This is a genomic window from Brevibacterium antiquum CNRZ 918, from assembly GCF_900169145.1.
In the GTDB taxonomy this organism is placed as follows: Bacteria; Actinomycetota; Actinomycetes; order Actinomycetales; family Brevibacteriaceae; genus Brevibacterium; species Brevibacterium koreense.
In genome coordinates, this window is the sequence record NZ_FXZD01000003.1 from 324,509 (window position 1) to 340,175 (window position 15,667).

At 64.0% G+C, this 15,667-nt stretch carries 16 protein-coding genes; 10 read left to right on the plus strand and 6 right to left on the minus strand.

Annotated features, from left to right (window positions below):
• The 8 genes from hemB to ccsB all read left to right on the plus strand — a co-directional run bounded on the left by hemB (window position 1) and on the right by ccsB (window position 7,737).
• Window positions 1-1,005, plus strand: a complete 1,005-nt coding sequence (gene hemB, locus BANT918_RS06605) for a porphobilinogen synthase (RefSeq protein ID WP_101619487.1) — start codon at window positions 1-3, stop codon at window positions 1,003-1,005.
• A complete protein-coding gene (locus BANT918_RS06610; protein ID WP_101619488.1) occupies window positions 1,005-1,544 on the plus strand; it encodes a MarR family winged helix-turn-helix transcriptional regulator in 540 nt (179 codons plus the stop codon). The genes hemB and BANT918_RS06610 overlap by 1 nt, the downstream gene beginning before the upstream one ends.
• Before the next feature lie 37 nt (window positions 1,545-1,581).
• Entirely contained in the window at window positions 1,582-2,919 is a 1,338-nt protein-coding gene (hemL, locus tag BANT918_RS06615; protein WP_101619489.1) for a glutamate-1-semialdehyde 2,1-aminomutase, read from the plus strand.
• Entirely contained in the window at window positions 2,919-3,560 is a 642-nt protein-coding gene (locus BANT918_RS06620) for a histidine phosphatase family protein (protein ID WP_101619490.1), read from the plus strand. The genes hemL and BANT918_RS06620 overlap by 1 nt, the downstream gene beginning before the upstream one ends.
• Window positions 3,557-4,150, plus strand: a complete 594-nt coding sequence (locus BANT918_RS06625; RefSeq protein ID WP_101619491.1) for a TlpA family protein disulfide reductase — start codon at window positions 3,557-3,559, stop codon at window positions 4,148-4,150. Before BANT918_RS06620 ends, BANT918_RS06625 begins: the two co-directional genes overlap by 4 nt.
• Window positions 4,151-4,155: 5 nt before the next feature.
• Window positions 4,156-4,911: a cytochrome c biogenesis CcdA family protein gene (locus BANT918_RS06630; RefSeq protein WP_101619564.1), complete on the plus strand. Its 756-nt coding sequence runs from the start codon at window positions 4,156-4,158 to the stop codon at window positions 4,909-4,911.
• A gap of 83 nt (window positions 4,912-4,994) precedes the next feature.
• Window positions 4,995-6,557: a cytochrome c biogenesis protein ResB gene (gene resB, locus BANT918_RS06635; RefSeq protein WP_233430381.1), complete on the plus strand. Its 1,563-nt coding sequence runs from the start codon at window positions 4,995-4,997 to the stop codon at window positions 6,555-6,557.
• A 172-nt stretch (window positions 6,558-6,729) separates the two neighbouring features.
• Window positions 6,730-7,737, plus strand: coding sequence for a c-type cytochrome biogenesis protein CcsB (gene ccsB, locus BANT918_RS06640; RefSeq protein ID WP_101619492.1), 1,008 nt, complete (start codon window positions 6,730-6,732; stop codon window positions 7,735-7,737).
• 451 nt (window positions 7,738-8,188) lie between these two features.
• On the opposite strand, the gene BANT918_RS06645 is transcribed toward ccsB, so the two are convergent.
• Entirely contained in the window at window positions 8,189-8,626 is a 438-nt protein-coding gene (locus BANT918_RS06645) for a PLD nuclease N-terminal domain-containing protein (protein ID WP_101619493.1), read from the minus strand.
• Between the two features lie 84 nt (window positions 8,627-8,710).
• Between BANT918_RS06645 and BANT918_RS06650 the strand changes: the two genes are divergently transcribed.
• A complete protein-coding gene (locus BANT918_RS06650) occupies window positions 8,711-8,992 on the plus strand; it encodes a DUF4229 domain-containing protein (RefSeq protein ID WP_101619494.1) in 282 nt (93 codons plus the stop codon).
• A 6-nt stretch (window positions 8,993-8,998) separates the two neighbouring features.
• On the opposite strand, the gene BANT918_RS06655 is transcribed toward BANT918_RS06650, so the two are convergent.
• Genes BANT918_RS06655 through BANT918_RS06665 form a run of 3 tightly spaced genes read right to left on the minus strand, consistent with a single transcriptional unit; the run spans window position 8,999 to window position 12,160 of the window.
• Window positions 8,999-9,931 (minus strand): 1,4-dihydroxy-2-naphthoate polyprenyltransferase, encoded by a 933-nt coding sequence (locus tag BANT918_RS06655; RefSeq protein WP_101619495.1) that lies wholly within the window; start codon window positions 9,929-9,931, stop codon window positions 8,999-9,001.
• Between the two features lie 53 nt (window positions 9,932-9,984).
• Window positions 9,985-11,229 (minus strand): AMP-binding protein, encoded by a 1,245-nt coding sequence (locus BANT918_RS06660; protein WP_101619496.1) that lies wholly within the window; start codon window positions 11,227-11,229, stop codon window positions 9,985-9,987.
• Between the two features lie 13 nt (window positions 11,230-11,242).
• Window positions 11,243-12,160, minus strand: a complete 918-nt coding sequence (locus tag BANT918_RS06665; RefSeq protein WP_101619497.1) for a 1,4-dihydroxy-2-naphthoyl-CoA synthase — start codon at window positions 12,158-12,160, stop codon at window positions 11,243-11,245.
• Between the two features lie 44 nt (window positions 12,161-12,204).
• Between BANT918_RS06665 and BANT918_RS06670 the strand changes: the two genes are divergently transcribed.
• A complete protein-coding gene (locus BANT918_RS06670; RefSeq protein ID WP_101619498.1) occupies window positions 12,205-13,314 on the plus strand; it encodes an o-succinylbenzoate synthase in 1,110 nt (369 codons plus the stop codon).
• A 20-nt stretch (window positions 13,315-13,334) separates the two neighbouring features.
• On the opposite strand, the gene BANT918_RS06675 is transcribed toward BANT918_RS06670, so the two are convergent.
• Entirely contained in the window at window positions 13,335-14,048 is a 714-nt protein-coding gene (locus BANT918_RS06675) for a hypothetical protein (RefSeq protein WP_101619499.1), read from the minus strand.
• A 16-nt stretch (window positions 14,049-14,064) separates the two neighbouring features.
• Window positions 14,065-15,633 carry an alpha/beta hydrolase gene (locus tag BANT918_RS06680; RefSeq protein WP_233430382.1) on the minus strand — a complete coding sequence of 523 codons (1,569 nt, stop codon included), beginning with the start codon at window positions 15,631-15,633 and terminating at the stop codon, window positions 14,065-14,067.
• Between the last annotated feature and the right edge of the window lie 34 nt (window positions 15,634-15,667).

Below are 15,667 nucleotides of genomic sequence, written 5' to 3' on the forward strand. Positions count from 1 at the left end.
ATGACATTGGTCCCCGGCACCGTTCGGCCCCGTCGCCTGCGAACGACTTCGGCCCTGCGCCGTCTCGTCTCCGAGACGCGCCTGCACCCGGCCGATCTGATCCTGCCCATGTTCGTCAAGGAGACGCTGAGCGAACCAGCGCCGCTGACCAGCATGCCCGGCGTCGTCCAGCACACGCTGGACTCCCTTCTCGAAGCAGCCAACGAGGCTGTGGACTCCGGAGTCGGCGGACTGATGCTCTTCGGAATTCCTGAGCACAAGGACAATGAGGGCTCCCAAGCCGATGCCCCCGCGGGCATCCTCAACCGAGCATTGACCCTGCTGCGGGACAACCTCGGCGATACGACGGTCATCATGGCAGATCTGTGCCTCGACGAGTTCACCTCACACGGGCACTGCGGAGTCCTCGATTCCGCGGGCGGCGTCGACAATGACGCAACGCTTGAGCGCTATGCCTCTATGGCCGTGGCGCAGGCTCGCGCCGGAGCCCACGTGGTGGGACTCTCCGGGATGATGGACGGTCAGGTCGCGGCCTGCCGGGAGGCTCTGGACCTCGAAGGCTTCACCGACGTGGTTGTGATGGCCTACTCCGCGAAGTACGCCTCTGCGTTCTTCGGTCCCTTCCGCGAGGCGGTGGATTCGGAGCTCCAGGGCGACCGCAAAAGCTACCAGCAGGATCCCGCGAACGGCCGTGAGGCCATGCGTGAACTGGACCTCGACCTGGCCGAGGGCGCCGATATCGTCATGGTCAAGCCCGGCATGCCCTACCTCGACGTCCTCGCCGAGGTGGCCTGCGAATCACCGGTGCCGGTGTGGGCCTACCAGGTGTCGGGAGAGTACGCGATGATCGAGTTCGCGGCCGCCGCCGGCGCCATCGAACGCGAACGCGCGATTGAGGAGTCCCTTGTCGCGTTCAAGCGTGCCGGCGCCGACGCGATCCTCACCTACTGGGCCACGGAAGTCGCGCAGCGACTCACCTCAGAGACTCCGGGCGGAGCACGCTGATGAGCGAGCCACGCTGGCTGAGCGGTCCTGATCAGAAGGCCTGGAGGAGCTATCTCACCGGTTCGCAGCTGCTGACCGTGCAGCTGGATAAGGAGATTCGGGACAATCACGGCATCGGCTTACCCGAATACGAGATCCTGGTGCGGCTGAGCGAACATGAGAACCGGACGATGCGGATGGCGCTTCTCGCGATGGACACGACCATGTCGCGTTCCCGCCTCACTCACAGTGTGACCCGGATGGAGAAGAAGGGTCTCCTCGAACGCTTCTCGATCCCCGAAGACGGACGCGGAGTCAACTGCCAGATGACCGAGGCAGGCTGGGAGCTCCTGGTCACCATGGCTCCCACACATGTGGGAGGCGTCCGCGACCACCTCGTCGACCTGCTCGAACCAGAGGAGATGGCGACCCTGGGGCGTGTGTTCGGAAAGGTCACCACTCACATGCTTGAGATCGGCAAGGGTCCCGTCGACACACCACCGGCCGATGTCGAAGCCTCGACGTCTGCACCTGAGTGCACTGACTCAGCTAACATCTGAACCGACCACCGATCCGGCGACTTCTTCAGGAGAACCCATGAAACAAGAGACTGCGAAGTCGGCCGCGCTGTTCGAGCGCGCCGAACACGTCATCCCCGGTGGAGTGAACTCACCGGTGCGGGCCTTCAAGGCCGTCGGAGGCACCCCGCGCTTCATCACCTCGGCGACCGGAGCATGGCTGCGCGACGCCGACGGCAATGACTACATCGACCTCATCGGCTCGTGGGGCCCCATGATCATGGGCCATTCCCGCCCCGAGGTGGTCGCCGCTGTGCAGGAAGCCGCAGTCAAGGGGTTCTCCTTCGGCACCCCGTCGACCGGTGAAGTCGAACTCGCCGAGGAGATCGTCGCCCGCGTCGACCCCGTCGAACAGGTCCGGCTCGTGTCCTCGGGCACCGAGGCGACCATGAGTGCCATCCGACTGGCCCGCGGATACACGGGCCGGGCGAAGATCGTGAAGTTCGCCGGCTGCTACCACGGGCACGTCGACGCGCTTCTGGCCCAAGCCGGATCCGGTCTGGCCACCTTCTCCCTGCCCGACACCCCGGGCGTGACCGGTGCTCAGGCCTCGGACACGATCGTCGTCGACTACAACGACACGGCCGGCCTGGAGGCCGTCTTCGCCGAACACGGTGATGAGATCGCCTGCGTCATCACAGAGGCCAGTCCAGGAAACATGGGCGTCGTGCCTCCTCGTGATGGCTTCACCAACACCATCCGTCGTTTGACCAAGGCCCACGGTGCGCTGATGGTCAGCGACGAGGTGATGACCGGCTTCCGCGTCTCTGCAGCAGGCTGGTACGGCTTCGAGTCCGAATCACTCGGCTACCCGGACGGGCCTGCCGACCTGTTCACCTTCGGCAAGGTCATGGGCGGCGGCTTCCCCGCCGCGGCCTTCGGCGGACGCGCCGACGTGATGGAGCATCTGGCACCGACAGGCCCGGTCTACCAGGCGGGAACCCTGTCCGGAAACCCGGTGGCCACCGCCGCCGGCCTGACCACATTGAAGCTGACAACCGAACTCGACGTGTACTCACACATCTCGCGCGCCGCGGACATCCTGCGGCCCGCAGTCGCTGCGAGCCTGGAGGCCGAAGGCGTCGAACACACCATTCAGTCGGCGAACTCGATGTTCTCTGTCTTCTTCACCGACCGTGAGGTCATCAACTACGACGGCGCTCGGATGCAGAACGTCGAGCGCTACTCCGCGTTCTTCAACGCCATGCTCGACCAGGGCATCCACATGCCGCCGAGTGCGTTCGAAGCCTGGTTCCTCTCCTACGCCCACACCGATGAGATCCTCGATCGGATCATCACAGCACTGCCTGCCGCGGCCAAGGCCGCAGCTGACGTACCGAACACGCAGGGGAACTGATGGCGAGGATCCACCTGGTCAGGCACGGGGAGGTCGATAACCCCGAGGGCATCCTCTACGGGCGGCTGCCGAACTTCGGGCTCACCGAACGCGGACATGAGATGGCCCGACGCGTCGGCGAACACTTCGCCACAGCCTCGGCGCCCCCGGTGGAGCTCGTGTGCTCCCCGCTGCTGCGGGCCCAACAAACGATCACACCGCTGCGCCAACGACTCGAGCTGCCAGTCTTCACCGACGACCGCGTGATCGAAGCCGCGAACTTCTTCGAAGGCCAGCAGGTCAACGCCCGCAGACTGAGCGAACCACGCAATCTGCTGCGGCTGTACAACCCGCTGACACCGTCCTGGGGTGAGCCCTACCGGCAGATCGTGCTGCGGATGCAGGCGGCCATGGCCAGCCTGCGCGCCAAACTCGCCAAACACGGGCCCGAGGCTGAGGGAGTCATCGTCTCCCATCAGCTGCCGATCTGGATGACACGCCGGGCGGGGGAGCAGCGCTCACTCGTCCACGACCCTCGGAAACGGGAATGTGACCTGGCATCTATCACCAGTTTCACATTCGAATCGTCCACACTTGTATCCGTGAGTTACGAGAGCATCTGTGCAGATCTGCAGCCCGGGCAAGCGGTGGCGGGGGCATGAATGCCCGCAACCCGATGAACCGTCGCACCGTCCTGACCGGACTGGTCGCCGGCACGGCTCTGGTGCTCAGCGCCTGCAGCGAAAATGACAAATTGGCTGATCAGGCCGGATCCGATCAAGGGTATGTGTCCGGATCCGGTGTCGTGTCACAGGTGGCCCGGGACAAGCGCGGCGAACCTCTGGAGCTGAACTTCGAGACCCTCGACGGGAAATCGATGTCATTGGCCGACATCCGGCCCACCCCGGTTGTCATCAACCTCTGGTACGCGGCCTGCCCGCCCTGCCGGAAGGAAGCTCCGGCATTGAAGTCCCTGGCCGAGGGATTCGGCGATGACGTCCAGTTTCTCGGCGTCAACGTCCGCGACCAGGAAGCCGCCGCCAACGCCTTCGTCTCGAACCACCAGATTCCCTACGCGAACATGCTCGACACCAACGGCGACATGGTGGCTCTGCTCTCGGGAGTCCTCCCGCCGCAGGCCACCCCCTCCACGGTTGTCCTCGATGCGAAGGGTCGCGCCGCGGCCCGAATCGTGGGAGAGGTCGATGAGTCGACGCTCAAAGGACTCATCGAGGACGTGCAGGCGGAGTGAGTGGAATCGGGGCGGACTTCGCCCAAACGGTTCTCGACGGGCCGCTGCTTCTGGCCGCCGGCGCGGCCGCACTGGCCGGTCTCGTCTCCTTCGTCTCGCCCTGCGTGCTGCCATTGGTCCCCGGCTACGTCGGCTATGTCACCGGGCTGAGCGGATCCTCCCTCAAGGACAAGGAAACCTGGCGGGTCGTCGTTGGAATCACCCTATTCGTCCTCGGGTTCACCGTCGTCTTCGTCCTGCTGGGGACCGGGTTCTCGGCCCTGGGGGCGCTGTTCTCACAGTGGCAGGGCCTGCTCATCAGGATCCTGGGCGTCGTCGTCATCATCGCCGGCTTCGTCTTCATGGGCGGTTTCGGTCTGCTCCAGACCGAGCACCGGATCCGGGCACGACCCAAGGCCGGACTTTGGGGTGCGCCGGTACTCGGTGCCACCTTCGCCCTCGGTTGGGCTCCCTGCGTGGGCCCGACGCTGTCGGCAGTTCTGTCGATGTCGGTGAGCTTCGGCGGAGACGGAACCATCTGGCGCGGAGCACTGCTGGCCTTTGTCTACTGCCTTGGCCTGGGCGTTCCGTTCATCATCCTGGCAGTGGCAATCCACAAGGGCGCCGGTCGCCTGACCTGGGTGCGCAGACACCAGACGGCGATCGTCCGTGCCGGCGGCATCGTGCTCATTGTGTTGGGCGTTCTCATGGCCTCGGGGCTGTGGAACGTATGGATGACCTCTCTGCAGGGTCTGATCTATGATTTCGAAGTGGTGATCTAGTGGCGAAGAAGACCGCCGACAAGCACGCTGGGAGCAGCAAGCACGCTGGGAGCAGCAAGCACGCTGGGAGCAGCAAACTTGCTGTGACGCAGCCGCAGCTGGGATTCATCGGCATGTGCCGGTGGGCGTGGCGTCAGCTGACGACGATGCGGGTGGCACTGATCCTCCTCCTCGTCCTCGCCCTGGCAGCGATCCCGGGCTCCCTGCTGCCGCAGCGCATTCAGGATCCGGGCCGGGTCAACACGTTCCTCGAATCCAATGGTGCGTGGGGCCAGTTCCTCGATCGCATACAGATGTTCGACGTGTACTCCTCGATCTGGTTCTCCGCGATCTACCTTCTGCTCATGATCTCGCTGATCGGCTGCGTGATCCCACGCTCGGCCCAGCATTGGAAGGCCATGCGTTCGGCCCCACCCAAGGCGCCGAGGCGGTTGGGTCGGATGCCCGGATACGAAACCTTCACCTCGGCGACCGGATCAGCCGAAACACGTGAGGCCGCAGATCAGGATTTCCTCGATGCTGCTCAGGCCCGGCTGAAGAAGCTCGGCTACCGGACCGTGCGCAACCAGGATCATGTGTCTGCCGAACGCGGCTATCTGCGTGAGACCGGCAACCTGGTCTTCCACATCGCCCTCCTCGTCGCGACTCTGACGATGGCGATCGGTTCCCTGTTCGGCTATCAGGGCCAGCGGATCCTCGTCGAGGGCGACACCTTCACGAACTCCCTGGTGGCCTACGACTCCTTCGAGCCAGGCTCCTATTACAACGCGGACAATCTGTCGGACTTCCGACTCAGGCTCGATGACTTCGAGGCCGTCTTCGACGATCAGGCCCCAGGCAGCCAGTTCGGTCAGCCCAGGACCTTCGACGCGAAGGTCACGGCCACCGCCGGCGGGAAGAGTCAGCAGCACACACTGCGCGTCAACGAACCCGTGCGCGTGAACGGCACCGGCGTGTACCTGACCGGAAACGGGTATGCCCCGGAGGTCACGGTCAAGGACGCCAAGGGGCAGGTCGTACAGTCCGGGCCGCAGGTGTTCATCCCCGATGGTGGAGACCCGGGATACACCTCGGAGGGTGTCATCAAGGTCCCCGATTCCGCCGGAACCCAGCTGGGCTTCGTCGGTGTCTTCCTGCCGACCGCGACTCAGAACGAGAACGGCGAACTGGTCTCGAGCTTCGCCGGTCTGCGCAACCCCTACCTCGTGATGAGCGGCTACACCGGTGACCTGGGCCTCGACGACGGAACTCCGCAGTCGGTGTACACGATCGATGCCGAGAACATGACGGAGATGACCGATGCCACGGGCAATCCTCTGCTCATCCAACTCGCCGAGGGTGAGACACAGGAGCTGCCTGACGGCGGTTCGGTGACCTTCGACGGAGTCAAACGCTACATCGCCGTCGATATCTCCCAGGACCCGACACAGGGACTGATGCTTGTCAGCGCGATCGCCGTGCTGTTGGGATTGGGTCTGTCCCTGTTCATCCCACGCCGACGCATGTGGGTGCGTATCAAGGACGGTCAGGCCGAAGTTGCGGCTCTGGCCCGCGGTGAGGACCAGATGGTCGAACGGGCGGCGCAGGACCTGGCGAAGGACCTCGCCGACGATCCTGCTGATGATCCCGACGATCGGAATGCATAGGCTCGGACTGCCTAGGCTCGAACTGCACAGGCTCGGAATGCCGGGGGAGACGAATGATTCGCTTTAGGTACTACGCGGAGTAGAATTGTCGCGGGTCGGCACCGACACGGGTGGCCCGACTACAGCAACACCCACAACGCAATGGAAGAGCACCGTAAGGTGCGGAGGATGTATGGACGTCAACACTGACCTCGCAATGTGGTCGAACCAGCTCATCATCTCGGCGATGGTCGTCTACGCCGTCGCCATGATCTTCTATGCTTTCGACCTGTTCGGCGGGCGCGAACTCAAACAGACCGAAGCCGGCGTGAGGAACTTCGCCAAACCTTCGAATGTGCGACGCACGAACAGGAAGGCCACCACGGCACTTCTCGACCCGCCGCAGACCGATGCTTCGGCCGAGATCACGACCGGTTCCGGCAGGGAAAAGCCTCGGCGCGGGGCGCGGATCGGCACCTCGCTCCTCGTTCTCGCCGGCCTCCTCCATGTGGCCGCTGTGCTCACCCGCGCGCTGTCCGTGATGCGTGTGCCCTGGGGCAACATGATGGAGTACGTCCTCACCGCCACTGCGATCACCGTCATCATCTTCCTCATCGTCAACGTGAAGAAGGACATCCGCTACCTGGGAACCATCGTGGCCGGGGGAGTGCTCCTGTGCTTGGGGTTGGCCATCACCGTCTTCTACACACCAGCAGCGAAGGTCATTCCGGCACTGGATTCGTACTGGATCGCCATTCACGTGCCCATCGCAATCCTGTCGACCTCGCTGCTCTACATCTCCGCGATCCTGGCCGTATTCCAGCTCCTCAAGAACGCACATGAGACCAAGGATCCGAAGGGGCTGCGGTTCATGCGCCGCATGCCCTCCAGCATCGACCTGGAACGGTTCTCTTACACGATCGCCGCAGTCGGATTCATCACGTGGACGTTCACCCTCATCGCCGGCGCCATCTGGGCGGAGGTGGCCTGGAGCCGCTACTGGGGCTGGGACTCGAAGGAGATCTGGACGTTCGTCGTCTGGGTCATCTACGCCGCATACCTGCATGCCCGCGCCACACGTGGTTGGGGGCCGACGAAAGTCGCCGTGCTCAACCTCGTCGGCATCGCCACCGTGATCTTCAACTTCACCGTCGTCAACATGTACTTCAACGGCTTGCACTCGTACTCGGGACTCGGCTGATCTGCAGCCAGGGCTGAGTGGCGCGCCTGCACAGCGGTCAGGGCTGCACAGCGGTGACCGGGAGCGGTTTGAGAGGCGTTATCTCAGCCCTACCGGGACGAGATGATGAGTCCTCGACCGCGCTTGGTGGGCAATCTCTGTCCCGGACTCGTGGAGCGAACGCGCCATCTGTCGACGGCAGAACCGAGGCAGATCACGCCGGAGCCACGAGGCACTATCGCTGATCTGCGGTCGATGCGCCCAATCAGCGTCGATGCGCCCAAACAGGACTGTCGCCAGTTCACAAGATCCTTGCGCGGCTGGCAACGGCTGTGCGCAACGGCTGTGCGCAGTCAAGAGAATCTCGACGAGGGCGTGAGGCGCAGGACATCAGCCTGAGAGCAGCACACCCAGGGCGCTGGAGGGCCTGCTCAGCGCTTGCCGGGGCCAGTGCGTGGCAAAGTGGCAAAGTTCAGTTCGAGTGGCCGCGGCCGTCGCCGGAGGGACCGCCCGGACCGTGATCGTCGGTGTCGGCGGAGTGTGTGTCGGAATCGGTGGAGGCATCATCACTGATGTCGTCTGCGTCGGGAGTCTTGTCCTCTGGCTTCTGCGCCTCGGGAGCGTGCTTTCCGAACTTGACGTCGCGATCGACCTTCCGCAGGTAGTCGTCGTCATCGTCTGGGGCACTGGGGCCGCGACGACGAGGTGCGGCTGTGGGCTTGTCCTCAGTTCCGCGGCCGAAGAGGTGCCAGAGGACGAAGCCGATCACGGGGATGAACAGGATGATGATCGCCCAGACAGGTTTGGGCAGGACTCGGATCAGACCACGATCGCGCAAAAGGCAATCGAAGAGTCCGTACAATGTGACTGCTGCCGCAAGTACGATCGCGGCAATGAGTATTCGAGCCATGCAACTAGGATAGTCCACTAAGCTGAACACACGCCCACATGGGCGGTGATGAATCACTGATGTGGACGGACTAAAATAGGCCCAATGCGCAACTTCTGGATCTATACTTTGGCTCGTCTGGGCATCATCGTCGCCGTTGGGCTGATTCTGCAGCCATTCCTCGGATTCAACCTTGTGATGGCGATGGCTGCGATCATCGTCGGCGCGATCCTCAGCTACCTCTTTCTGGGCGGCATGCGCGCTAAGGTGGCAGACGACATCGAGAAACGGGTGGCGAAGCGGGCCAAGACCCCTCACCGGAAGAGCGCCGACGAGGATGCAGAAGACAAGATCGTCGACGATGAAGACGTCGACGACGAGGGCTGAACCAGACTAGAGAGCCAGTCCCAGTCCCATCAGGGCGGCGAAGGCCAGAGCGGTGAGACCCGTCGACTTGATCGGCGGGATCAGCCCGGGGCCTGTGGTTCCGCGCATCACGGTCTTCAACGGGTTGAGCGCGAGCACCAGTGCGAGGATGGCCAGCGCTACGGCCGGATGCCCATCGAGGATGGCCACTACCAGCAGGACGAAGGGTACGAGTACGAGGCTTGCATACGCGATCCGTGACCGGTTGTCCCCGAGGCGAACGGCCAGAGTGATCTTGTCGGCCTCGATGTCGGTCGGGATGTCGCGCAGGTTGTTGACCATGAGCACCGCCGAGGCGAGTGAACCGATGGCGATCGCACCGGCCCAGCCGCTGAGGCTGAGTCCGCCGACCTGCATCCACATCGTGCCCAGCGTGGCCACCAGGCCGAAGAAGACGAAGACGAAGACTTCGCCCAGCCCCATGTACCCGTAGGGTTTCCGGCCGCCCGTATAGAACCAGGCGGCCGCCACGGCGGCGGCGCCGACGATGAGGAACCACCACGCCTGTGAGATGAGGACGAGGACGATTCCTGCCACTCCCGCGATACCGAAGAACAGCAACGCTGCACGTTTGACCGTGCTCGGCTCGGCGAGGCCGGCGGCCGTGAGGCGGACGGGACCGACGCGCACATCGTCGGTGCCGCGGACGCCGTCGGAGTAGTCATTGGCGAAGTTCGACCCGATCTGCAGGCAGAGCGAGACGATGAGGGCGAGTGCCGCCCGGAGGAAGATCTGCGGCAGCGAATGGTCGTGGCCGTTGCGCGTGTAGTCGTCGATGATGAATGAGGTGAAGCCGCCGACGGAGCCGATTGCGGCGCCGGTTCCGATGAGAACGGGGGCAAGAGCCAGTGGCAATGTTCGTAGTCGGGCTCCGGAGATCCACTGCGCGGCAGTTGCCATTGGGCGCGATACCTTCCTCATGAAAATTTGAACGGTCTCATATTAGCGATTGTTCACTCATTAGGGTATTCGGACGTTGGGGCTCCGTGGATCTTTGTCTCGGCCAGCTTCGCTGCAAGCCGGGCCGCAGCCTGTCGGTCGGGTTTGCCGATCGAACGTCTGGGGATCTCAGCAACGGGAAAAACCAGCCGAGGCAGAAGCTGTTCGTGCATTCCATGGGCGAGTCCGTCCAGACAGCGCGCGAAATCATGCGGTGAACCCATCGAATCGGCCACGGCTTTGGGCACCTGATCATCAATGCGGACGAGAGCGACGAGCAGTTTGCCCCACTCCTCATCGGGCACCCAGGTCACGAGCACCTCGGCGATCCCATGGTGCTGCCAGGTGGGCAGCAGTCCGGTCTCGAGGGCATGAGGCGAGACGTTCGTGCCTCCGGAGACGATGATGTCGTCGGAGCGACCGAGCACCGTGAGCACCCCTTCGTCGATCCGACCCAGATCGCTCGTGTGCATGGTCCGTGCACCGTCATCGTCGGTGGTCAGGCCGGGGGTGTCGACGGGGGTGATGTGGCCCTCAGCGGTGATCTCGACGTAGGAATCGGCCACGACGTGACCACGCAGGTTGATCGTCGAGGACTCGGTGATCGTGATCTCCACACCGTCGAAGGGAACCCCGTTGTACACGCATCCACCTGCGGTTTCGCTCATCCCGTAGGTGCGCACGATGTGCAGGCCTCGACCGGCGGCGCGCTCAAGCAGGACGGGGGAGATCGCGGACCCGCCGAGGAGCATGGCGTCGAACTTCGTCGCGGCGAGCGTGGCCCGTTCGTTGGCAAGGATCCGGTGCAGTTGGGTGGGCACCAGGGAGGTGTAGGTCGGCCGATGCCCGGAGTGTGAGAACAGGTGTTCAGCCTCGTCGGCGAAGGTCTCGGCGGTGAATGTCGCCGAGGTGGTCCTGATCGGCTCCCGTCCCGCGAGCTTCGCGCGCAGCTCCACCTGGAATCCCGCAATGTGGTTGATGGGCAGACTCAGGAGCCAATCGCCGGGACCGGCCAGGAACCGCTCGGTTGCACGCGCCGAGGTGGTCAGGGCCTCGGCGGACAGGGCGACGGCCTTGGCCGTGCCTGTGGAACCAGAGGTGAAGAGCACCAGCGCCGGCGCCCGGCCGGAACCCGTCCACTGACTGTGAGCGACCTCGGTGATGGCAGCATCACGGGTGCGGGGCAGGATGAGGATCGACCGGCCGTCCAGGGCGCGATCAATCGCGCTGGGCAGGTCCTCAACGGACTGTGCGTTCATGGAGTCGAGGCGCTCAGTAGTACCAGGGGTAGGGGGACCAGTCGGGGTCGCGCTTTTCCAGGAAGGAGTCACGGCCCTCGACGGCCTCGTCGGTCATATACCCCAGACGGGTGGCCTCACCTGCGAAGACCTGCTGGCCCATGAGACCGTCATCGACGAGGTTGAATGCGAATTTCAGCATCCGCTGGGCGTTGGGGGACTTGCCGAGGATCTCCTTGGCCATGGTCAGGGCCGCGGTCTCGAGGTCCTCGTGGTCGACGACCTCGTTGACGGCGCCCATGTCTGCCATGTCCTGAGCCGAGTAGGTGCGGCCGAGGAAGAAGATCTCTCGGGCCTTCTTCTGTCCGACCATCTTCGCCAGGTAGGCGGAGCCGTAGCCGGCGTCATAGGAGCCGACATCGGCATCGGTCTGTTTGAACTTTGCGTGCTGGCGGGAGGCGATGGTGATGTCGCAGACGACGTGGAGGCTGTGGCCGCCGCCGGCCGCCCAGCCTGGGACGACGGCGATGACGACCTTGGGCATGGTGCGGATGAGTCGTTGGACCTCGAGGATGTGGAGGCGACCGGCACGGGCCGGGTCCACGGACTCGCGGTTCTCACCGGAGGCGTACTGGTAGCCCGAACGACCGCGGATGCGCTGGTCGCCGCCGGAGCAGAAGGCCCAGCCGCCGTCGCGTGAACTGGGGCCGTTGCCCGTGAGCAGGACCGCGCCGACGTCCGAGGTCTGGCGGGCGTGGTCGAGGGCTCGGAAGAGCTCGTCGACTGTGTGGGGGCGGAAGGCATTGCGGATATCGGGACGGTCGAAGGCGATGCGCACGCATCCCAGGTCGCTGCCGTCGGGTCTGACCGCGCGGTGGTAGGTGATGTCGGTGAAGTCGAATCCGGAGACTTCACGCCACTGGGAGGGGTCAAAGATTTCAGAAACCGTCATAGCCCCAAGCCTATCGTCTGTGGTCTGAGAGCTAGAGTTGCTCCATGGCTGATATGGAGCAGATTCCCGAGTTGATCACTGATCTCGTGCCGAACTTCCACGTTCTCAAGCTGCCCATGGTGACCCGATTTCGGTCAATCACCGAGCGTGAGGTCATGCTCTTCGAAGGACCCGACGGGTGGGCGGAATTCTCCCCGTTCACCGAATACGGCGCAGCCGAATCCTCACGGTGGCTGCAGGCCGCACTCGAGTTCGCAGGGCTGTTGCCGGGAGCCGCCGAGGCAGGATCTGCGGGTCTGGACTCTGCTGGCAGCTCCTCGGGTGAGGCAGTCGCCCGATCCGTCACCGTCAACGCGACCCTGCCTGCGTGTGCGACCTCCGAAGTCGAGTCGATCCTGGCCCGCTACGGGTCCGTCGGTACGGTCAAGGCGAAGGTGGCCGAACACGGAATCGACTCCCTGCCTGATGATTTGGAGCGGCTGCGAGAATTTCGACGCCTGTTTCCCACGACCGCCCTGCGCCTCGATGCGAATGCCGGCTACGGCCTGCCCGAGGCGCTCGCCGCCTGTGCTGAGTTCGCGGCTTTTGACCTGCAGTACTTCGAACAGCCCGTCGCGGGCGTTGAGGATATGGCGCGGCTGCGCGAACAGCTGTCCGGACGCGGACTGCCTGTGGTCCTGGCTGCTGATGAGTCGATTCGCAAGGCAGAGGACCCACTACGTGTGGCAGAGCTGGGAGCCGCCGAGGTTGTCATCGTCAAGGTCCAGCCACTGGGTGGCATCACTGCCGCACGTTCGGTCCTCGAAGCCTGCGGTCTGCCCGCTGTGGTGTCTTCTGCCTTGGAATCCTCTGTCGGGCTGGCCGCTGGTGCCCAACTGGCGGCGACACTGCCGCGCACGCAGTTGAGTCGGGAACTCCTCGGTGAGCACCCTGCGTGTGGTCTGGGCACGGGGCGACTGCTCGCCGAAGATGTCGTGAACCCGGATCTGAGCCTGAGCCCTGTCGATGGTCAGATCCCGGTGAGGCGAATCGTCCCGGACCCGCAGCGGCTGGAGAGGCTGGCCGTGGAGCCGGGACGATTCGACTGGTGGTCGACGCGACTGCACGAGTGCTGGAATGCTCTGCGACCGTCTCTGCCCAGTGCGCGTCACTGACGCGAAAGAACGAGTGGGGTTCAGCCGACGTTGTTGACCGAGGCGACGAATTCCTCGGCGGTCGTGGTCACCACCTGCTCATCTGCTGTGTCGGCGAGGCTGGCGATGGTGACGATGGTGTCGCCGATGCGGCTGGTGACGGTGTCGGAGTTGAGGACCGCCTTCCCTCCAGCATCGATGGCGGCACGGACTCTCACGCTTTCGTCGGCACCGGCGACGGTGACATCGAAGGTCGCATAGGACATGGTCGTCTCCATACCCTGGGACTTGACGGTCACTTCGCTGCACGCCTCGGCGAGCTCGGTTGAGTGCGCCAGCTGTAAACCAGCGGCGGTCTCATCGGCCAGGCTGATGAGTTCCACGCTCATCGTCGAGTCCGAGGACACGCCGGAGAGCGCGGTCCCGTTGCCTGCTTCGGTGGCGTTGGGGGCGGCCATCGAGAATTGCTTGCATTCGGCAGGTTCGTAGTCGGCGGTGTCATCGGCCTTGGCTGCTTCGCTGCCGGAGACCGCACCGACGTCGTGGGTTTTGAACGTCCGGCCGTCGACCTCAGTGGATTCGATGATCTGCTTGAGCTGGTTCACGTCGAGCCGCGTGACCTGCGGAGGCTCCTCCGCAGTGGGCTTGGCGGCGGTGTCCGTTTCCTCTGCCGAACCAGTCTGGGAGTCAGCTCCCGAACAGCCTGTCAGACTCAGTCCGGCGATGAGAGCGACGGCTAAGAATACGGGTTTCATGGGTGACCTCTCGACGTCAGCCTTCAGTTGCAGGTGTGAAGGACACGGTACCGCGAAAGCCTCTATCACCAGAGGTAGTCTCCAAGTGAGAATCCGCATCGGCATGTGCCGTATCCGGCACAGTCGAATCATCCGGTGCCGACGCAATGTGCACCGTCGTGACCTCGGACTGGCCCACCGTCGAGAAATGCTGAGTGCGCTTGCTCGGGATGATCGGGTCGTGCATGGCCGCCGCCAATCGCCCGGTGAACGTCAGCCGCCCCTTCTTGTCGGCGCGCTGCGAATAGTTGTTTGAGCCTGTTGGTCCGCTGACGGAGATGTCGTACCGGCGGCCGGGATCGTACAGGCCCGGTGTGCGGACCCGGAAGCTTCCGGTGCCACTCAGGGAGAAGCCGGCCGTGCTCACGGAGCCGAAACACACGATCTGTGCTCTGCGTCGTGAGATCTCAACTCTCCATCCGCGGATGTCGAACAGGGCATGTCCGGTCAGATAGGAGAACTCGCCACCGTCCGCGACACGTGGGGCGCCTCGGCGGATGCTGGAATTGCCACCTCGGTAAGCATCGGGACTGCCGCCTCGGCGCTCGATGCTGCGGTGATCGGAGCTGGCATAGTCGCGCTGACGGCGCAGGGTCTTCAGCCAAGCGCCCAGCTCTCGCTCCCAACTGGTCCAGTTGTGCAGGCCCGTGGTGCGGGGAAACCACGAGTGGCGGATGTCCAGCGCATTCAATCGCGCTGAGAAACGCTCACCCTGCTGGTTGACCATCGTTTCGAGGAGGTCGCGGTCCTTTGACTCTTCGAGACTGCCGGATCCCGCACTGAGCCACAAGTGCAGGCCGTGCAGGTTCTCCGCGAGGCCGTAGGGGGAGTTGGCGATCCATTCGCTGCGGTCGGTGACGGGATCGCCGAACAGTGTCATCGACTTTGCGCCCTCCCGCATCGCGATGATGTCGAATGCCGGGATCGCTGACAGCGGGTCGAGTGGTGAGGAGAAGGCCGCTGCCCAGCTGTAGCGGTCCGGGTGCCAGGCGGCGTACTTCATCGCCCCGTATCCGCCCATGGACAGTCCCGCCAGGAGTTGGTTCTCTGGTGCGAAGTCTACGGAGAAGTTCTTACGCAGGAATTCCGGGATCTCCTTGGTGTGGAAGGTCGGCCAGTCGTGGACCTCGCGGTCGACCGCTACCCGAGAGTAGGTGCCGGCTCCGGCATCGGGCATGACCACCAGGTAGGGCGAGTCGAGTGTGAGCTCCTCGGCAGACCCGAAGTCCGTCCATGACCGAAAGTCGTCTCCGCTACCGTGGTAGAGGTGGATGACCGGGCTGACCTCCTGCGGGATGCCCGGTAGCAGTACACGCACGCCGACGGTGCGACCGAGTGCGGGGGAGTAGATGAAGAACTCCCGCAGCCGGTTCGAGAGTTTGCGTTTGTCTCGGATGTGCCATTTCCTCGTGTCCTTGCCCTGAGGCTCAGGGCCGAGGAATGAGCTGTTCTGGTCGAGGGCGGGGAAGCGTCCGCTGCGGGAACGGGCGGCGGTCAGCGAACGGATTGCACGCGCCCCAACTGCGATGAGAATCGATCGGCGCATGGGTCAACCGTAGGGAGCCAATGTGAACCGCAGG

Coding starts and splice junctions, on each gene's coding strand:
- BANT918_RS06670 (WP_101619498.1), top strand. CDS start 12,205: ATGGCTGATATGGAGCAGATTCCCGAGTTGATCACTGATCTCGTGCCG.
- BANT918_RS06620 (WP_101619490.1), top strand. CDS start 2,919: ATGGCGAGGATCCACCTGGTCAGGCACGGGGAGGTCGATAACCCCGAG.
- BANT918_RS06665 (WP_101619497.1), bottom strand. CDS start 12,160: ATGACGGTTTCTGAAATCTTTGACCCCTCCCAGTGGCGTGAAGTCTCC.
- BANT918_RS06645 (WP_101619493.1), bottom strand. CDS start 8,626: ATGGCTCGAATACTCATTGCCGCGATCGTACTTGCGGCAGCAGTCACA.
- BANT918_RS06625 (WP_101619491.1), top strand. CDS start 3,557: ATGAATGCCCGCAACCCGATGAACCGTCGCACCGTCCTGACCGGACTG.
- BANT918_RS06680 (WP_233430382.1), bottom strand. CDS start 15,633: ATGCGCCGATCGATTCTCATCGCAGTTGGGGCGCGTGCAATCCGTTCG.
- BANT918_RS06655 (WP_101619495.1), bottom strand. CDS start 9,931: ATGGCAACTGCCGCGCAGTGGATCTCCGGAGCCCGACTACGAACATTG.
- hemL (WP_101619489.1), top strand. CDS start 1,582: ATGAAACAAGAGACTGCGAAGTCGGCCGCGCTGTTCGAGCGCGCCGAA.
- BANT918_RS06650 (WP_101619494.1), top strand. CDS start 8,711: ATGCGCAACTTCTGGATCTATACTTTGGCTCGTCTGGGCATCATCGTC.
- hemB (WP_101619487.1), top strand. CDS start 1: ATGACATTGGTCCCCGGCACCGTTCGGCCCCGTCGCCTGCGAACGACT.
- BANT918_RS06610 (WP_101619488.1), top strand. CDS start 1,005: ATGAGCGAGCCACGCTGGCTGAGCGGTCCTGATCAGAAGGCCTGGAGG.
- BANT918_RS06660 (WP_101619496.1), bottom strand. CDS start 11,229: ATGAACGCACAGTCCGTTGAGGACCTGCCCAGCGCGATTGATCGCGCC.
- BANT918_RS06675 (WP_101619499.1), bottom strand. CDS start 14,048: ATGAAACCCGTATTCTTAGCCGTCGCTCTCATCGCCGGACTGAGTCTG.
- ccsB (WP_101619492.1), top strand. CDS start 6,730: ATGGACGTCAACACTGACCTCGCAATGTGGTCGAACCAGCTCATCATC.